The organism is Streptomyces sp. CHD11, from assembly GCF_018638295.1.
In the GTDB taxonomy this organism is placed as follows: domain Bacteria; phylum Actinomycetota; class Actinomycetes; order Streptomycetales; family Streptomycetaceae; genus Streptomyces.
This window is the reverse complement of record NZ_JABTTS010000003.1, coordinates 354,154-369,617: the sequence shown is the minus strand read 5'-3', so window position 1 is coordinate 369,617 and position 15,464 is coordinate 354,154. Positions and strand designations below refer to the sequence as shown.

The following is a 15,464-nucleotide window of genomic DNA, read 5'->3' as shown; positions in this document are numbered from 1 at the left end:
GCCTCGGTGAGGCATCCCCTGCCGAGGGTCGGCCCGCCCGGCGGCGGGACGCCGGCCTCACATGTTCCGGCCGCCCGGAGGGGCGCGTGCCGGACCACGCCTCCCCTGCTCCCCGTGACACCCGGCCCCTCCACCCGGATCGAGCCGTGGCCCCCTCGAGCCGGGACGCCGGTCCGGGCCGGCCGTGTCAGGCGTCCGGCAGGGCCCTGAGCAGCAGCACCGCTATGTCGTCCAGGCGCTCCTGCGCGCCCCCGCCGTGCCGGACCAGCGCGTCGGCGAGCTCGTCCAGCGGCAGGTCACCCAGTTCGGTGAGACGCCGCCCCAGATCGGCCAGGGCGTCCTCGAGGTCCGTACCGGGGGACTCCACCAGACCGTCGGTGTACAGAACCAGCAGTGAACCGGGGGAGAGGTCCACCTCGGTCGACGGATAGACCGCCGAACCGTCGATCCCCAGCAGCGGCCCGCCGGCCAGGTCGAGCACCCGGACCCGCCCGTCCGGCCGGCGCAGCAGCGGTGGCGGATGGCCCGCACGGGACATCACGGCCCGTCCGCGTACGGGATCGAGCCGCAGATACAGACAACTCGCGAACAGTTCCGAACCCAGGTCCAGCAGCAGCCGGTTGGTGCTCCGCATGACCTCCTCGGGCTTCTGCCCGACGGCGGTGTAGGCGCGTACGGCGGTGCGGACCTGCCCCATCAGCCCGGCCGCCGTCACGTTGTGGCCCTGCACATCCCCGATCACCGCGGCCGCCATGCCCTGCGTCGGCACCAGATCGTAGAAGTCGCCGCCGATCTCCATCCCGTGCGTCGCCGGCAGATAGCGTGCGGCCGCCTCGATCCCGGCCAGCGACGGCAGGGTGTGCGGCAGCAGCGCTTCCTGCAGCCCGTGCGCGAGCCGGTGCTTGGCGTCGTAGAGCAGGGCCCGCTCCAGCGCCTGGGCGATCAGCCCCGCCAGACTGGTCAGCACCGCCCGCTCCTCCGTCGCGAAGTGGTGCGCCGCCGAGTACGACAGCACACACGTCCCCACCGGGCGCCCCGAGGCGATCAGCGGCAGATACGCCCACGCCGCGAACCCGGAGACGTGTACCGGCGACGGATAGAGACGCTCGAGCTCCGCGCGGTTCCCGAAGAACGCGGGCACCCCCGTACGCAGCACCTGGCTGCCGGGGGTCGGCTCCGACAGCGGCATACCGTCGTACCGCTCCACGACCCGCGGGTCCGGATATCCGCGGTGCCCCAGTACGCGCAGCCGGCCCGCCCGGGAGCCGAGGACCACCAGCCCCTGGCTGCCCACGGCCGGAGCGACCTCGTCCGCGACCAGCTGCACCACGTCCTCCACCCCGACCGTCTCGGTCAGCGCGCCGGCCAGGCTCAGCACCTGGCTGATGGTGACCAGCCGGGTGCCCGCCCGCCCGGGCGGCGGCGCCGTGCGGTTCATCTCGGTGACCGCGCGGGCCCGGCTGATCCGGACACTGAGTCCGGTCGTGCTCGGATACAGCCGGAAGGACAGCCACTCGCCCGGCGGACGCAGCGCGACGAACGAGGTGACGTGCTGGCTGAACATCGCGGCCCGGTAGCGGTCCTCGTACACGGGATCGTTCAGCCACGGCACCGACGCCCACAGCTGGGCGCCCAGCAGCCGGTCCGCCGGGACGTCCAGCAGTTCGGCGGCGGCAGCGTTGGCGAAGCCGACCCGCCCGTGCACATCGAGTGAGCACAGACCGTACGGCAGCCGGGACACCATCCGCGCGGCCTCCACCGTTCCGAGCGTGCCGGCCAAGCCGCCCACCAGCGGCGCGGCCAGCAGATCCGGCTCGGGTGCCAGTGGCAGGCTCTGCTCGGCGGCCCGCTCCAGCCGCACCGCCAGCCGGTCGCAGGCGGCGGTCAGATGATCGCGCTCCCAGTCGGACAGCTCCGGCGGATGCCCGCCGGGCCAGGTCACGAACACCGCACCGTACGCCTTGGCCGGGGTCGCCACCGGCAGCGCGGCCAGCGCGAAGTGGTACGGCAGCACCATGGCGATCCGGGGATAGTGGCGGGCCATCTCCTCCTCGCCGCCCACCCAGACCAGCCGGCGCTCGCGCACCGCGTCCGAGACGGGGATCGGCGCGCTGAGCCCCACCCGCTCCCAGGGGGCGGCGAAGGCGCGCGGCAGCCCCGCCATCACCGCCATCTCCAGCACCGGATGGTCGGGGGCGAGCAGATACACCGCCCCGGAGTGGGCGTGCACCTCGTCCATCATCGCCGCCAGCGTCAGCGACAGCAGCGGCCGGCCGATGGGCACCCGGGGGCTCGCCGGTGCCTGCGCACCCGTCGGCGCCCGCGCGGACGACTGTCCCTCGGACACGCCGACCACCTCCTCGCACGGCCGCGTCCCGCGACCCAATCTCCCCCTTGCCGGACCGTCGCGCACGACGAGCGGACGAGGGAGCGGGGCCGTACACCGGGGTGAGAGCGGACCGGCCGGGGCCCGCTGCCACGGCGCACCCTCCGGTTACCCCGCGACCGGGACTCCAAGGCCCGCGCCGCAGTCCCGGGGTGAAAGGGCCGGACCGCCCGGCCGCCGACCAGGCCACAGGTCCGGGTCACGGATCCCGCGTGTGAGCCGGTCCGCCAGGTCACCGAAGTCGCACGGGGGCCGGTCCGCCCGGCCGCCGAACCCGCGTGCGGGCCGGACCGCCCGGCCGCCGTACGCGCACAGGGGCTGCGCCGGTGTCCCATTAGCGCTGTAATGGCCAACGTGGCCAGTGAGGGCGCTGCGGGACGCAGCACGAGAACGCTGCGTGCGGAAGGTGCCCTGGCGGCGGTCACGGTCGAACCGGATTCACCCGAGCGGATGCGCAGGGTACTGGAGCAGGCTCTCGTCTTCGCCGGGGCCGCGTTCGCCGCCGTGTACACCCCCGGGGCGGACGGGGAACAGCTCCGTCTGACGGAGTCCGCCGGGATGCCGAAGACCCTGTGCGGGGTACGTGACAGCTATCCCGCCGCGGGGCGGTCACCGGTGGCCGAGGCGCACCGCGGCCGGCCGGTGTGGCTGACGCCCGAGGACCTCGCCGCGCAGGCCCAGTCGAGGCGCGTGCCGAGCCGGGACTTCCATCTGGCGGCCCTGCCCGTGCGCGGGGGCGGCGGCTGTCTCCTGGTGGTCGGCGAGCGCCCCGGCGGATTCGACGCCGACGACCGCGTCTGTCTCGGCCTCGTCGCCGACGCCGTGGACTTCCCGGCGCCGTTCGCGGCCGCCGAGGGCGGGGAGCCGCCGCCCGGGGGCTTCAGCCTCGCCATGGACACCGGCCGGCTCATGGTCGACCCGGCCGTCCTGGAGCTGTTCGGTCTCGAGCCCGGCGACTTCGACGGGCGGGTGGAGACCCTGCTGGGCCTGACGGTGCCGGAGGACCTTCCCTCGCTGATGTCCGTTGTCGAGGCCGACCATATGACGATCGGCGAGCGGGAACTGGAGTTCCGGGTGCTCCAGCCGGCCGGACCGCCCAAGTGGCTCCGGCTGCGCGGCCGGCTGCTGCCCGGCGGGGAAGGGCGCTCGGCCCGGCTGGTGGGCTCCGTCGCCGACGTCTCCACGCTGCGCTCCGACATCACCGACGTGGCCCGCGTCCAGCGGCTCGCCGCCGCGCTGGCCACCGCCGTCACCGTTCGCGACGTCGGCAAGGCCGTCGTGGCCGCGCTGCGCCGGCCGCTGCGTGCCGACCGTATCGCGCTGGCCGAGCTGGAGAACGAACGGCTCGTCGTCACCGTCCTGGACCCGCCCGAGCCGGAGGCGTGGCCGGAACTGTGGCGCGCGGAGTGGCGCACCGAGTGGCCCGAGGCACCCGTGCGCACCATGCCCACCCTCGCCGCCGCCCTGCGGGAGGGCCGCGCCAGCATCTGGCCGGCGAATTCCATGCTGGAGACCGCTCTCGCCGAGGTCGGCCCCGGCGGCCTGGCGGTGCTGCCGCTGCCCGCCGGCAACCGTATGGCCGGCGCCTGTCTGATCGGCTGGGACGCCCCGCACGACTTCGGCGCCGACGAACGGGCCCTGCTCACCGCGGCCGCCGGCCTCGCCGGGCAGGCCCTGACGCGGGCCCGAGCCCTCGACGCCGAACACGAGCTGGTCGGCATGCTCCAGCGCCAGCTGCTGCCCCGCCGGCTGCCCCGGCTGCCCGGCGCGGTCGCCGTCGCCCGCTATCTGCCCAGCACCGTCGGGCTGGAGCTCGGCGGCGACTGGTACGACGTGATCCCCCTGCCCGACAACCACGTCGCCCTCGTCATCGGCGATGTCCAGGGCCACAACGCCGGCGCCGCCACCCTCATGGGCCAGATGCGCACCGCGCTGCGCGCCTACGCCGTCGAGGGACACCCTCCGGACGTGGTGGTCTCCCACGCCAACCGGCTGCTCATGGACATGGAGACGGACCTCTTCGCGACCTGTTGCTATGTCGACGTGGACATGGAGGAGGGCCTGGCGTGGTGCGTACGCGCCGGTCATCTGCCGCCGGTGCTGCGCTACCCGGACGGGCGTACGGAGATCGCCGAGGCCGAGGGCGGTCCGCCGCTCGGGGTGGTGCGGCAGAGCGATTTCCCCATGAGCCCGCTGCGGCTCGGGCCCGGCACCCTGGTCGCCCTGACCACGGACGGTCTGGTCGAGTCGCACGAGGCCGACATCGACGAGGGCATGGACCGCTTCGCCCGGCAGCTGTCCGCCGCCGACCCCGCCCATCTCGGGCCGGTCGCCGACGCCCTGCTCGGCGAGGCCCCGCGCAGCGACGACGTCGCCCTGCTGCTGATGCGCTACGACGGCATGACCTCGCTCCCGCTGCGTGAGAGCTGGACGGTGTGGCGGGTGCCCCAGGCGGTCGGACACGCCCGCCGCTTCACCCGGCGCACCCTGCGCTCCTGGGGTGTGACCGAGGACATCGACGCCGCCCTGCTCGCCGTCTCCGAACTGGTGACCAACGCCCTGGTGCACACCGGCGGCCAGGTCCGTCTCGACCTCACCCTGGTGGGCGGCCGGCTGCGGCTCGCGGTCGCCGACTCCTCACCCCGCAGCCCGATGAAGCCCACCAGCATCGCCTGGGAGGCCACAGGAGGCCGGGGCATCCTGCTGGTCGAGGCGGTGTCGGCCACCTGGGGCACCCTTCCGGTCAGCGGCGGCAAACAGGTGTGGGCGGAGTTCGTCCTGCGCTGACGACGCCCCGGTGCCCCCGGCCTGGACGCCCCCGGCCTGGACGACCTCCACCCTGTGCCGGCCGGCTGTCCGCGCCCGGCCCGGGGCAGCCGCACGCGCCTGGTGACCGCGCGGCTCCACCGGGTACCCGTGAGGCTTCCGCAGTCTCGAGAGGGGACACGTCATGGCACAGCACGTCCGCGACATCATGACCGCCGCACCGGTCACGGTCGGGCCGCACACCTCCGTCGCGGAGGTCGCCCGCGTGATGCGCGACCGCGACCTCGGGGCCGTACTCGTCACCGACGGCGACCGGCTGCGCGGGCTGGTCACCGACCGCGACCTGGTGGTGCGGTCGGTCGCGCAGGGTGTGGACACCGAGGAGACCACCGTGGCCGGCGCGTGCAGCGAGGACCTGGTGACGGTGGCACCCGACGACGCCCTGGACCACGCGGTGCGGCTGATGCGCCGGCATGCCGTGCGCCGCGTCCCGGTCGTCGAGGGCGGACACGCCGTCGGCGTCGTCACGCTGGGCGACGCCGCCATGGAACGCGACCCGGAGTCGGCCCTGAGCGACATCAGCGTGGCCCGCCCCCAGGCCTGATCCCCTCCGGGACACCGGACGCCCCCCGCCACGGGCACCGGCCGGGACGGCGGGTGTTTGCCCGGCCCGGCACCGGGGACCCGAAGGCCGGCTCAATTAGAAGGAAGATGATGCGTCATGACAACGGAGATCAGCGGCAAACCCCGGCCCCGCCGCCCGGAGACCGGCTGGGCTCGGGCCCGGCGGCTGCGCGGCAAGGATCCGCTGCGGACCTGCCTGCCCGCCGTGGAGCGCGGGACGCCCTCCACCCGGCCGGCCACGGGGGCGGAGGAGAACATCGTCAGGGGCGACGACTAGACGACCGGCGGACGCCACCGGTCGAGCCGCCCGGCGGGACACGGCCGGACGCCTAGGCTGGGCCCCATGCGGCTGCTCCTGATGTCCGACACCCATCTGCCCCGGCGCGCCAGGCGGTTGCCCGAACCGCTGATGGACGAGATCACCCGCGCTGATGTCGTGTTCCACGCGGGGGACTGGGTCGACACCGACACCCTCGACCTGCTGGAGAACCGCAGTCGCCGCCTGATCGCCGTGTACGGGAACAACGACGGTCCGGGTCTTCGCGCCCGGCTGCCGGAGATCGCGTATGCCGAACTCGGGGGGCTGCGCTTCGGCGTGATCCATGAGACCGGGCCCGCGCAGGGGCGTGAGTCCCGGTGCGCCGCGCGCTTCCCCGACCTCGACGTCCTGGTGTTCGGGCACAGCCACATCCCGTGGGACACCACCGCGCCCACGGGACTTCGTCTGCTCAATCCGGGTTCGCCGACCGACCGCCGCCGTCAGCCCCACCACACCTATATGACCGCGACGCTCGGCGGCGGCCGGCTCGAGGTGGATCTCCACCCGCTGCCACCGCGCTGACGGGCCGGGCCGCTTCGCCCGCACGGAAGCGGCCCCGGCACCGTGAGTACGCGCGCTTTCACGGACATCCTTCCCACGATCGGCTGTGACGCCGGCCGGCCACCCGCCCGCGCGGCATTCACACCCGCTCCTCTCCGGTCTCCCGCCGCCCGTGGACGGACCGCTCCGCCGCGCTCAGCCGGCCGACGGGCCGGACCAGCCTTCCGCGACCTGACCCAGGCGGACCCGCTGCGGGTGGTCGCCGACGGGCACGGACACGGTCTTCTCGCCGGTCGCGAAGTCGATCGCGGTGACCCGGTCGGCGCCGCTCTCGGAGACCACGCAGGAGTTCCCGTCGCCGCTGACGGTCGCCCAGTACGGCTTGGACACGGTGACCAGCGGCCCTTCCTGGAGGGTGGTGCGGTCGACGACGGTGGCGTAGTCGTCCATGGTGCCCGCGACGCAGAGCTTGGTGCCGTCGGGCTTCATGGTGATGCCGTGGTGGCGGGAGTCGTTGACCCAGGTGGTGCGGTCCGCGCTGGTGGCGGGGTTCTTCGGCAGGGTCTTGGCGCGGGTGATGCGGTCGGTGGCGACGTCGTACTCGAAGAAGCCGTTGAAGAAGGAGACCTGGAAGTAGAGCTTCGACTCGTCGGGGGAGAAGGCGGCCGGGCGGACCGCGTCCGAGTAGTCCCCCAGCCCGATGGCGTCGAGCCGCTCGCGCATGTCGATGACCTTGGTCTGCCGGAACGTGGTCGCGTCGACCACCGTGATGCGCCGGTCGCCCTTCGTCCAGTCCAGCCACGGCGCGTCGAGCGCGGTGTTCACCTCGCCGATGGACATGTTCCAGATATGCTTGCCGTCGGCGCTGAAGATGTTCTCGTGCGGCTTGTCGCCGGTGGCGAACGAGCCGAGTTCCGCGCCGGTCTCGATGTCCAGGACGTGGACCTTGTTGGAGGTCGAGGCGGAGACGGCGACGCGCTTGCCGTCGGGGGAGACGGCCATGTGGTCGGAGCGGTAACCGGACACGCGGAAACGCCAGTTGACCTCTCCGGTGGCGAGGTCGAGGGAGACCACGTCGGCGAAGCTCGGCCGGGAGACCACCACCGAGGTGCCGTCCGGGGTGGAGTACATGTCGTCGACGAACTGGTCGTGGCCCTCCCCGACGCTGTTGCGGATGGCCATGAAGTAGATCCAGTGGATCGGGTTGGCGTTGATCTCGGCCATCCGCTCGTCCCGGTCGGGAATGACGTCGATCCGGCCGATCCGGCCGAAGTCACCGGCGGACTCGATGACATCGGCGGTGCCGTCCCAGTTGTTGCCCACGAACAGCACCTCCCGCAGGGGGTCGGCGGAGGTCTGATTGTCACCGGCGGCGCTCGCGACGGAGGCGGGAGCGGTGACGGTCAGGGCGAGGGCGGCGGCGAGGACGCACAGGTGCCTGGTTCTGCGGAGCGGCATGACTGCTCTCTCCTCTGTGAGTGGGGGGCATGAGTGAGGCGTGCCAGGACAGGGGTTCGGGAATCTGAACACAGGCGCTTTCAGAATCAACTTACTGAAAAGTAAGGAGGGTTGGCCGTCTCCACAAGACTGCGTACACGACAAAATTGGCTGTGGGGACAAGGAGGGGAGGGCCGGTGCCGGGCAGTCCGAGCGCACCGCGCGGCCGCTACGCCGGGAAGTCCGCCGAGGAGCGGAAGGCCGAGCGGCGCCGGCGCTTCCTCGACGCGGCCCTCGAACTGTTCGGAGCCGGCCCCGGCTACCGGTCCACCACCGTCGCCGCCCTCAGCGAGGCCGCGGGCCTGTCGACCCGTCAGTTCTACGAGGAGTTCCGCAACCTGGAGGACGTGCTGGCCGTGCTGCATCTCGAGGTCAACGACCGGGCGGAGGCGGCGGTGCTGGCCGCGGCGGCCCGTGCGGCGCACACCCCGGTCGCCGAACGGGCGGACGCCGTCTTCCGCGCCTACGCCGCCGAGGTCACCCGCGACCCGCGGCGGATCCGCATCGCGTTCGTCGAGATCATCGGGGTCAGTCCGCGTCTGGAGGAACAGCGCCTGGCCCGCCGTGCCCAGTGGGTGGAGCTGATCTGCGCCGAGGCCCGGGGCGCCGCCGATCGGGGCGAGGCCGCGCCCCGCGACCACCGGCTCGCCGCGACCGGATTCATCGGCAGCGTCAACGGTCTGCTCCACGACTGGAGCGCGGGCTGGGTGGAGGCCACCCTGGACGAGGTGGTGGAGGAACTGGTCCGCCAGCTCCTGAGCATCCTCCGCCCGCCCGGCTGGATGCCGGCGTCGGAGCGACCGCCCGTCAGCCGGCCGGTTCGAGGTCCCCGGCAAAGATGATCATCTGGTCGATCAGGCCCCGCCGCAGGTGAACGACGTCGGTGCCCGCCAGTCGCGGGCCCCCGCCGGGTGTGGTGAACACCCACCGGTACCGGGCCCACTCGTCCGGCATGTCCACCCCGGAACAGCGCACCATGGTGCCCGATCCGGCCGGGTGCCGCCGGATGTCCAGCACGAAGTGCTCGACCGCCTCGATACCCTCGCTCCTGCCGAGCGGGCCCCAGAAGACCACGTCCGAGGTGAGCGCCTGCGACAGCAGAGCGGTCACATAGGCGTCGTCCGAGGCGTTGAACGCCGAGACGAAGGTGTCGATGGCCGAGCGAGCGGTGTCTGCGTGCATGCACCCAGTCATACCAGCCGCACTCGGACGCCGTCAGCGGTCCGGTGCGGTGACCGGCAGGGGGTGACAGCCCCCGGGGCGACGAGCCGCGGACGGACGCCGCCCTGACGTGCCGGCCGGGCCCGCGCGGCTACTCGTCCCAGGCCTGGATCATCGTCTGCCCGGTGATCTTCCCGTCCCGCAGGGTCAGCATCGACTCCGAGAGCACCCGCACACCGTCCGGGTACCGGCAGCTCTCGCAGTACGCCGCGTGGTCGCCCTGCACCACACACGCCTCGAGTGAATGTGTCATGTCGCGGCTGTAGACGTCGTCGAGCATGGCCGCGATCTCGTCCCGGCCGCGCAGGACCCGGGGATGGCTGGGCTGGGCGTCGCGGTCGACGACGCGCAGTTCCGCGTCGTCCGCGTAGAGCGCCACCAGCGGCGCCGGTGAGTCCGCCTCGATGCCCTGGCGCAGGGTGTCCGTGCCGAAGCGGGGCTGTGCCTCGGATGTCATGATGACCGCCTCCTCCGAGGCCGCGGCCCGGACCTCCGGCGGGCCGTAACGGCCTCTCCACGAGCCTCCCCCGCCCCGGCGGACAGGGCAAGCCGGGACCCCGTGACGTGCCCGGACGCCCCGTGTACGCCGCGGCCGGTACCCGCCGTGCCCCCGGGTCAGCCGGCCGTCGCCAGGAACTGGGTCGTCGCCAGCTCCGCGTACAGCGGATCGGAGGTCACCAGCTCCCGGTGCGTGCCGACGGCGCGGACCCGGCCCGCGTCCATCACCACGATCCGGTCGGCCATCGTCACCGTGGACAGCCGGTGCGCGACCACCAGGACCGTCGTCGTGCGCGCCACGTCGGCGACGGTGTCACGCAGCGCCGCCTCGTTCACCGCGTCGAGCTGAGAGGTGGCCTCGTCGAGCAGCAGCAGCCGGGGCCGGCGCAGCAGCGCGCGGGCGATGGCCACCCGCTGGCGCTCGCCGCCGGACAGCTTGGTGCCGCGGTGCCCGACCAGCGTGTCGAGACCCTCCGGCATCCTCGACACCAGACCGTCCAGCCGGGTTGTCCGCAGCACCCGCGTCACCGAGTCCTCGTCCGCCTCCGGACTGCCCAGCAGCAGGTTCTCCCGCAGGGAGCCCGACAGCACCGGCGCGTCCTGCTCCACATAGCCGATCGCCGCCCGCAGCCGCGACAGCTCCCACTCGGCCACGTCCCGGCCGTCCAGCGTGATCACACCGGAGCCGGGGTCGTAGAACCGCTCGATCAGGGAGAAGACGGTGGTCTTGCCCGCGCCGGACGGGCCGACGAACGCAGTCATACCCCGCGCGGGCACGGAGAACGTCACCCCGTGATGGACGTACGGCAGATCGTCGGCGTACCGGAAGCGGACACCCTCGAAGGTGAGCGAGGCGGGAGCCGTGCCGGGGCCGGGCAGCTGCGCGGGACCGGCCGCCGGTTCGGCGGGCAGCCGCAGCGCCTCCTGGATGCGGGCCAGGGCGGCGCTGCCCGTCTGGTACTGCGTGACGGCGCCGACGACCGACTGGATCGGCGCCATCAGATAGAACACGAACAGCAGGAACGCCACCAGCGTCCCTATGTCGATGGCGCCCGTCGCCACCCGCGCGCCGCCCACCGCGAGCACTGTGATGAACGCGATCTGCATCGCCAGACCGGCCGTGTTCCCCGCCGCGGCCGACCACTTGGCGGCGCGCACGCTCTGCCGCCACGACTCCTGCGCGGCCTCGTGCAGCGTGCGCTCCTCCCGGGGCTCCGCGCCCGAGGCCTTCACCGTGCGCAGCGCGCCCAGCACCCGCTCCAGCGAGGCACCCATCACCCCGACCGCGTCCTGCGCCCGCCGGGAGGCCCGGTTGATCCGCGGCACGATCACTCCGAGCACCGTGCCCGCCACCGCGATCACACCCAGCGTGACACCCAGCAGCACCGGGTCCACGAAGCCCATCAGCGCCACGGTCGCGATCAGCGTCAGCCCGCCCGTGCCGAGACCGACCAGCGAATCGGTGGTCACCTCACGCAGCAGCGTGGTGTCGGACGTGATCCGGGCCATCAGGTCACCCGGCTCACTGCGGTCCACGGCCGCGATGCGAAGCCGCAGCAGATACGACGACAGGGAGCGCCGTGCCCCGAGCACCACCGACTCCGCGGTGCGCCGGAGCACATAGGAACCCAGCCCGCCCAGCACGGCGTTGGCGACGACCAGGGCCGACATCAGCAGCAGCGGTCCGGTGATGCTCCGGTCGCCGGAGAGGTCGTCGATCAGCTCCCGGGCCACCAGCGGCAGCATCAGCCCCGTCGCCCCGGTCATCAGCGAGAGCAGGGCACCGCCCAGCAGGGCCCACCGGTGCGGGCGTACATATCCGAACAGCAGTCGCCAGGCGGGCGGAGCGGAATCCTCGGCTGCGATGGTCACGTGGCCCCCCTCGGCGACGATGGAACATCAGGCTACGTGGAGTGCACCGGCCCGCCGCACGGCGGGCGGCATCACCGATCATTCCCGCGTAGGGTCGGGGGGACGGACACCGGCCGACGAAGGAGTCAGCACCATGGCCCAGGAAGTACGCGGCGTGATCGCACCCGGCAAGGACGAGCCGGTGCGGATCGAGACGGTCGTCGTACCCGACCCGGGACCCGGCGAGGCGGTCGTGCGGGTCCAGGCCTGCGGGGTGTGCCACACCGATCTGCACTACAAACAGGGCGGGATCAGCGACGACTTCCCCTTCCTGCTCGGCCACGAGGCCGCGGGCGTCGTCGAGTCGGTCGGCGACGGCGTCACCGATGTCGGACCCGGCGACTTCGTGATCCTCAACTGGCGGGCCGTGTGCGGGAAATGCCGCGCCTGTCTGCGGGGCCGCCCCTGGTACTGCTTCGACACCCACAACGCCGGGCAGAAGATGACCCTCGCCTCCACCGGTCAGGAACTCTCCCCGGCCCTGGGCATCGGCGCCTTCGCCGAGAAGACCCTCGTCGCCGCCGGACAGTGCACCAGGGTCGACCCCGCCGTCTCCGCCCAGGTCGCCGGACTGCTCGGCTGCGGTGTGATGGCCGGCATCGGCGCGGCCATCAACACCGGCAACGTCGGCCGGGGCGACTCGGTCGCCGTCATCGGCTGCGGCGGTGTCGGTGACGCGGCGATCGCCGGGGCCCGGCTCGCCGGAGCGGCGAAGATCATCGCCGTCGACATCGACGCACGCAAGCTCGAGACCGCGCGCTCCATGGGCGCCACCCACACGGTCGACTCGCGCGAGGGCGACCCCGTCGAGGCGATCCGCGAACTCACCGGCGGCTTCGGCGCCGACGTCGTCATCGAGGCCGTCGGCCGCCCCGAGACCTACCAGCAGGCCTTCTACGCCCGTGACCTGGCCGGCACGGTCGTCCTGGTGGGCGTGCCCACCCCGGAGATGAAGCTGGAACTGCCGCTCCTCGACGTCTTCGGCCGCGGCGGCTCCCTCAAGTCCTCCTGGTACGGGGACTGTCTGCCCTCCCGGGACTTCCCGATGCTGATCGACCTGCACCTCCAGGGACGCCTGGACCTCGGCGCGTTCGTCACCGAGACCATCCAGCTGGACGAGGTGGAGAAGGCCTTCGAGCGGATGCACCGCGGCGACGTGCTGCGTTCGGTGGTGGTGCTGTGATGACCGCCCGCATCGAACGACTGGTCACCTCCGGGCAGTTCAGCCTCGACGGCGGGACCTGGGACGTCGACAACAACGTGTGGATCGTCGGCGACGACCACGAGGCGATCGTGATCGACGCCGCCCACGACGCCGACGCGATCGCCGAGGCGGTGGGGGACCGGCGGCTGACGGCCATCGTGTGCACCCACGCCCACAACGACCACATCGACGCCGCCCCCGCCCTCGCCGAGCGCACCGGCGCCACCATCTGGCTGCACCCCGACGACCTGGGGCTGTGGAAGCAGACCCACCCGGACCGCGACCCCGACGCCTGGCTGGCCGACGGACAGGTGATCGAGGCCGCCGGCGCCGACCTCACGGTGCTGCACACCCCCGGGCACGCGCCCGGCGCGGTCTGCCTGCACGACCCGGGGCTCGGCGCCGTCTTCACCGGCGACACCCTCTTCCAGGGCGGTCCCGGCGCCACCGGCCGCTCCTTCTCCCACTTCCCGACGATCATCGACTCGGTCCGGGACCGGCTGCTCACCCTCCCGCCGGAGACCAGGGTCCTCACCGGCCACGGGGATCCCACCACCATCGGCGCGGAGGCCCCGCACCTGGAGGAATGGATCGCGCGGGGCCATTGAGCCGGCCCGCCCGGGTGACCGGCGCGAAAAGGCGACAGGAGATGTCCGGCTTACCCGTCACCCTCGAAGCGACAGCCGAGCAGGGACGACGGGAGGCCGTACATGTCGGAGCAGCTGAGGGACAAGGTCGCGCTGGTGGCCGGGGCGACCCGGGGAGCCGGACGGGGCATCGCGGTGGAGCTGGGCGCGGCGGGCGCGACCGTGTACGTCACGGGCCGCAGCACCCGCGCCCGCCGCTCCGAGTACGACCGCCCCGAGACCATCGAGGACACCGCCGACCTGGTCACCGAGGCGGGCGGCCGGGGCATCGCGGTGCCCACCGACCACCTGGAACCGGACCGGGTGAAGGCGCTGGTCGACCGGATCGCCGACGAGCAGGGCCGCCTGGACGTCCTCGTCAACGACATCTGGGGCGGCGAGCACCTCTTCGCGTGGGAAGCTCCCGTCTGGGAGCACGACCTGGACAAGGGCCTGCGCCTGCTCCGGCTCGCCGTCGAGACCCACGCGATCACCAGCCACCACGCCCTGCCGCTGCTGCTGCGCAACCCCGGCGGCCTCGTCGTCGAGGTCACCGACGGCACCGCCGACTACAACGACGGTCACTACCGCGTCTCCTTCTTCTACGACCTCGCCAAGTCCTCCGTGCTGCGCATGGCCTTCGCCCTCGGCCACGAACTCGGCCCGCGCGGCGCCACGGCGGTCGCCCTCACCCCGGGCTGGCTGCGCTCGGAGATGATGCTCGACCACTTCGGGGTACGGGAGGACAACTGGCGCGACGCCCTCGCCGACGTCCCGCACTTCGCCATCTCCGAGACCCCGCGCTATGCCGGCCGGGCCGTCACCGCCCTCGCCGCAGACCCGGACGTGGCCCGCTTCAACGGCACCTCCCTCTCCAGCGGCGGCCTGGCCCGGGAGTACGGATTCACCGACCTCGACGGCAGCCGGCCCGACGCCTGGCGCTACCTCGTCGAGGTCCAGGACGCGGGCAAGCCGGCGGACGTGACCGGCTACCGCTGATCCCGTCCCGCCTCTGCCGCCGTGATCGTCCCGGCGGCTACCGTCACCCCATGACGACGGACACACGGCGCTTCGAGGGGTACGGGATTCTCATCACCGGGGCGGCACGCGGCATCGGCGCCGCCACCGCCCTGCGGTTCGCCGAGGAGGGGGCGGGGGTCCTGGTGGCCGACGTGGACCAGGACGCGGCGGAGGGGACGGCGTCGGCACTGCGGGAGCGGGGGCTCGACGCCGTGGCCTCCGCCTGCGACGTGACGGACCGGGCCTCGGTCGAGGCGGCCGTGGCGCACGCGGTGAGCACCTTCGGCGCGCTCGACGTCCTGGTGAACAACGCCGCCCACTGCACACCGGACGCTCCCCGTTTCGAGGACGAGCCGGACGAGGCGTGGGCCGCGGACCTCGATGTCACCCTCACCGGCGCCTACCGCTGCTGCCGCGCCGCACTCCCGCACCTCGCCGCCTCCGGCCGGGGCGCCATCGTGAGCGTCGGCTCCGTCAACGGCCTCCAGGACTTCGGCAACCACGCCTACAGCGCGGCCAAGGCGGGCCTGATCTCCCTCACCCGCACCCTCACCGGACACGCGGCCCCGCGCGGTGTCCGGGTCAACCTCGTCGCGCCGGGGACCGTCCGCACCCGCGCCTGGGCCGGCCGGGACGACGACCTCGAGGCGCTCCGGCGGGTCTATCCGCTGGGCCGCGTCGGCGAACCCGAGGACATCGCGGCCGCCGTCACCTTCCTGGCCTCCCGCGACGCGTCCTGGATCACCGGGACCACGCTGGTGGTCGACGGGGGGATCACCGCGGTGAACCCCGGTTTCGGCCGGGCGGTGCCCCGGCCGGGAGGCCGGCGGTAAGACCGACGAGCTGGTGAGGACCCCCGTTGTGCCCTTACTGGGGTCCTCGCCCTCCGAG

Annotated in this window: 14 protein-coding genes; 9 read left to right on the top strand and 5 right to left on the bottom strand. The window is 73.2% G+C overall.

Annotated elements, in window-relative coordinates; genetic code table 11:
- Window positions 1–187: 187 nt before the first annotated feature.
- Window positions 188–2,356 carry a SpoIIE family protein phosphatase gene (locus HTV45_RS05240; RefSeq protein ID WP_215204395.1) on the bottom strand — a complete coding sequence of 723 codons (2,169 nt, stop codon included), beginning with the start codon at window positions 2,354–2,356 and terminating at the stop codon, window positions 188–190.
- 375 nt (window positions 2,357–2,731) lie between these two features.
- Between HTV45_RS05240 and HTV45_RS05235 the strand changes: the two genes are divergently transcribed.
- From HTV45_RS05235 to HTV45_RS05220, 4 genes are all read left to right on the top strand, one after another.
- Window positions 2,732–5,173: a SpoIIE family protein phosphatase gene (locus HTV45_RS05235; protein WP_215204394.1), complete on the top strand. Its 2,442-nt coding sequence runs from the start codon at window positions 2,732–2,734 to the stop codon at window positions 5,171–5,173.
- 163 nt (window positions 5,174–5,336) lie between these two features.
- Window positions 5,337–5,756, top strand: coding sequence for a CBS domain-containing protein (locus tag HTV45_RS05230; RefSeq protein WP_215204393.1), 420 nt, complete (start codon window positions 5,337–5,339; stop codon window positions 5,754–5,756).
- A gap of 117 nt (window positions 5,757–5,873) precedes the next feature.
- On the top strand, window positions 5,874–6,053 hold the full coding sequence (locus tag HTV45_RS05225; protein WP_215204392.1) for a hypothetical protein: 180 nt from the start codon (window positions 5,874–5,876) through the stop codon (window positions 6,051–6,053).
- Between the two features lie 66 nt (window positions 6,054–6,119).
- On the top strand, window positions 6,120–6,617 hold the full coding sequence (locus HTV45_RS05220) for a metallophosphoesterase (protein ID WP_215204391.1): 498 nt from the start codon (window positions 6,120–6,122) through the stop codon (window positions 6,615–6,617).
- Window positions 6,618–6,791: 174 nt separating this feature from the next.
- Here the strand turns inward: HTV45_RS05220 and HTV45_RS05215 are convergent, their stop codons facing one another.
- A complete protein-coding gene (locus HTV45_RS05215; protein WP_215204390.1) occupies window positions 6,792–8,054 on the bottom strand; it encodes a YncE family protein in 1,263 nt (420 codons plus the stop codon).
- Between the two features lie 176 nt (window positions 8,055–8,230).
- Between HTV45_RS05215 and HTV45_RS05210 the strand changes: the two genes are divergently transcribed.
- Window positions 8,231–8,935 carry a TetR/AcrR family transcriptional regulator gene (locus tag HTV45_RS05210; RefSeq protein ID WP_215204389.1) on the top strand — a complete coding sequence of 235 codons (705 nt, stop codon included), beginning with the start codon at window positions 8,231–8,233 and terminating at the stop codon, window positions 8,933–8,935.
- On the opposite strand, the gene HTV45_RS05205 is transcribed toward HTV45_RS05210, so the two are convergent.
- From HTV45_RS05205 to HTV45_RS05195, 3 genes are all read right to left on the bottom strand, one after another.
- Complete coding sequence (locus HTV45_RS05205; protein ID WP_215204388.1) at window positions 8,901–9,275, bottom strand: nuclear transport factor 2 family protein; 375 nt, start codon at window positions 9,273–9,275, stop codon at window positions 8,901–8,903. The genes HTV45_RS05210 and HTV45_RS05205 overlap by 35 nt on opposite strands.
- A 130-nt stretch (window positions 9,276–9,405) precedes the next feature.
- Window positions 9,406–9,771 (bottom strand): nuclear transport factor 2 family protein, encoded by a 366-nt coding sequence (locus tag HTV45_RS05200; protein WP_215204387.1) that lies wholly within the window; start codon window positions 9,769–9,771, stop codon window positions 9,406–9,408.
- Window positions 9,772–9,929: 158 nt separating this feature from the next.
- Window positions 9,930–11,684, bottom strand: a complete 1,755-nt coding sequence (locus tag HTV45_RS05195) for an ABC transporter ATP-binding protein (protein WP_215204386.1) — start codon at window positions 11,682–11,684, stop codon at window positions 9,930–9,932.
- 133 nt (window positions 11,685–11,817) lie between these two features.
- On the opposite strand from HTV45_RS05195, the gene HTV45_RS05190 reads away from it, so the two are divergent.
- The 4 genes from HTV45_RS05190 (at window position 11,818) to HTV45_RS05175 (ending at window position 15,406) form a co-directional block, all read left to right on the top strand.
- Window positions 11,818–12,906: an S-(hydroxymethyl)mycothiol dehydrogenase gene (locus HTV45_RS05190; RefSeq protein ID WP_215204385.1), complete on the top strand. Its 1,089-nt coding sequence runs from the start codon at window positions 11,818–11,820 to the stop codon at window positions 12,904–12,906.
- On the top strand, window positions 12,906–13,535 hold the full coding sequence (locus HTV45_RS05185) for an MBL fold metallo-hydrolase (RefSeq protein ID WP_215204384.1): 630 nt from the start codon (window positions 12,906–12,908) through the stop codon (window positions 13,533–13,535). The genes HTV45_RS05190 and HTV45_RS05185 overlap by 1 nt, the downstream gene beginning before the upstream one ends.
- A gap of 102 nt (window positions 13,536–13,637) precedes the next feature.
- Window positions 13,638–14,552, top strand: coding sequence for an SDR family oxidoreductase (locus HTV45_RS05180; RefSeq protein WP_215204383.1), 915 nt, complete (start codon window positions 13,638–13,640; stop codon window positions 14,550–14,552).
- 50 nt (window positions 14,553–14,602) lie between these two features.
- Complete coding sequence (locus HTV45_RS05175) at window positions 14,603–15,406, top strand: SDR family NAD(P)-dependent oxidoreductase (RefSeq protein ID WP_215204382.1); 804 nt, start codon at window positions 14,603–14,605, stop codon at window positions 15,404–15,406.
- The last annotated feature ends 58 nt before the right edge of the window (window positions 15,407–15,464 follow it).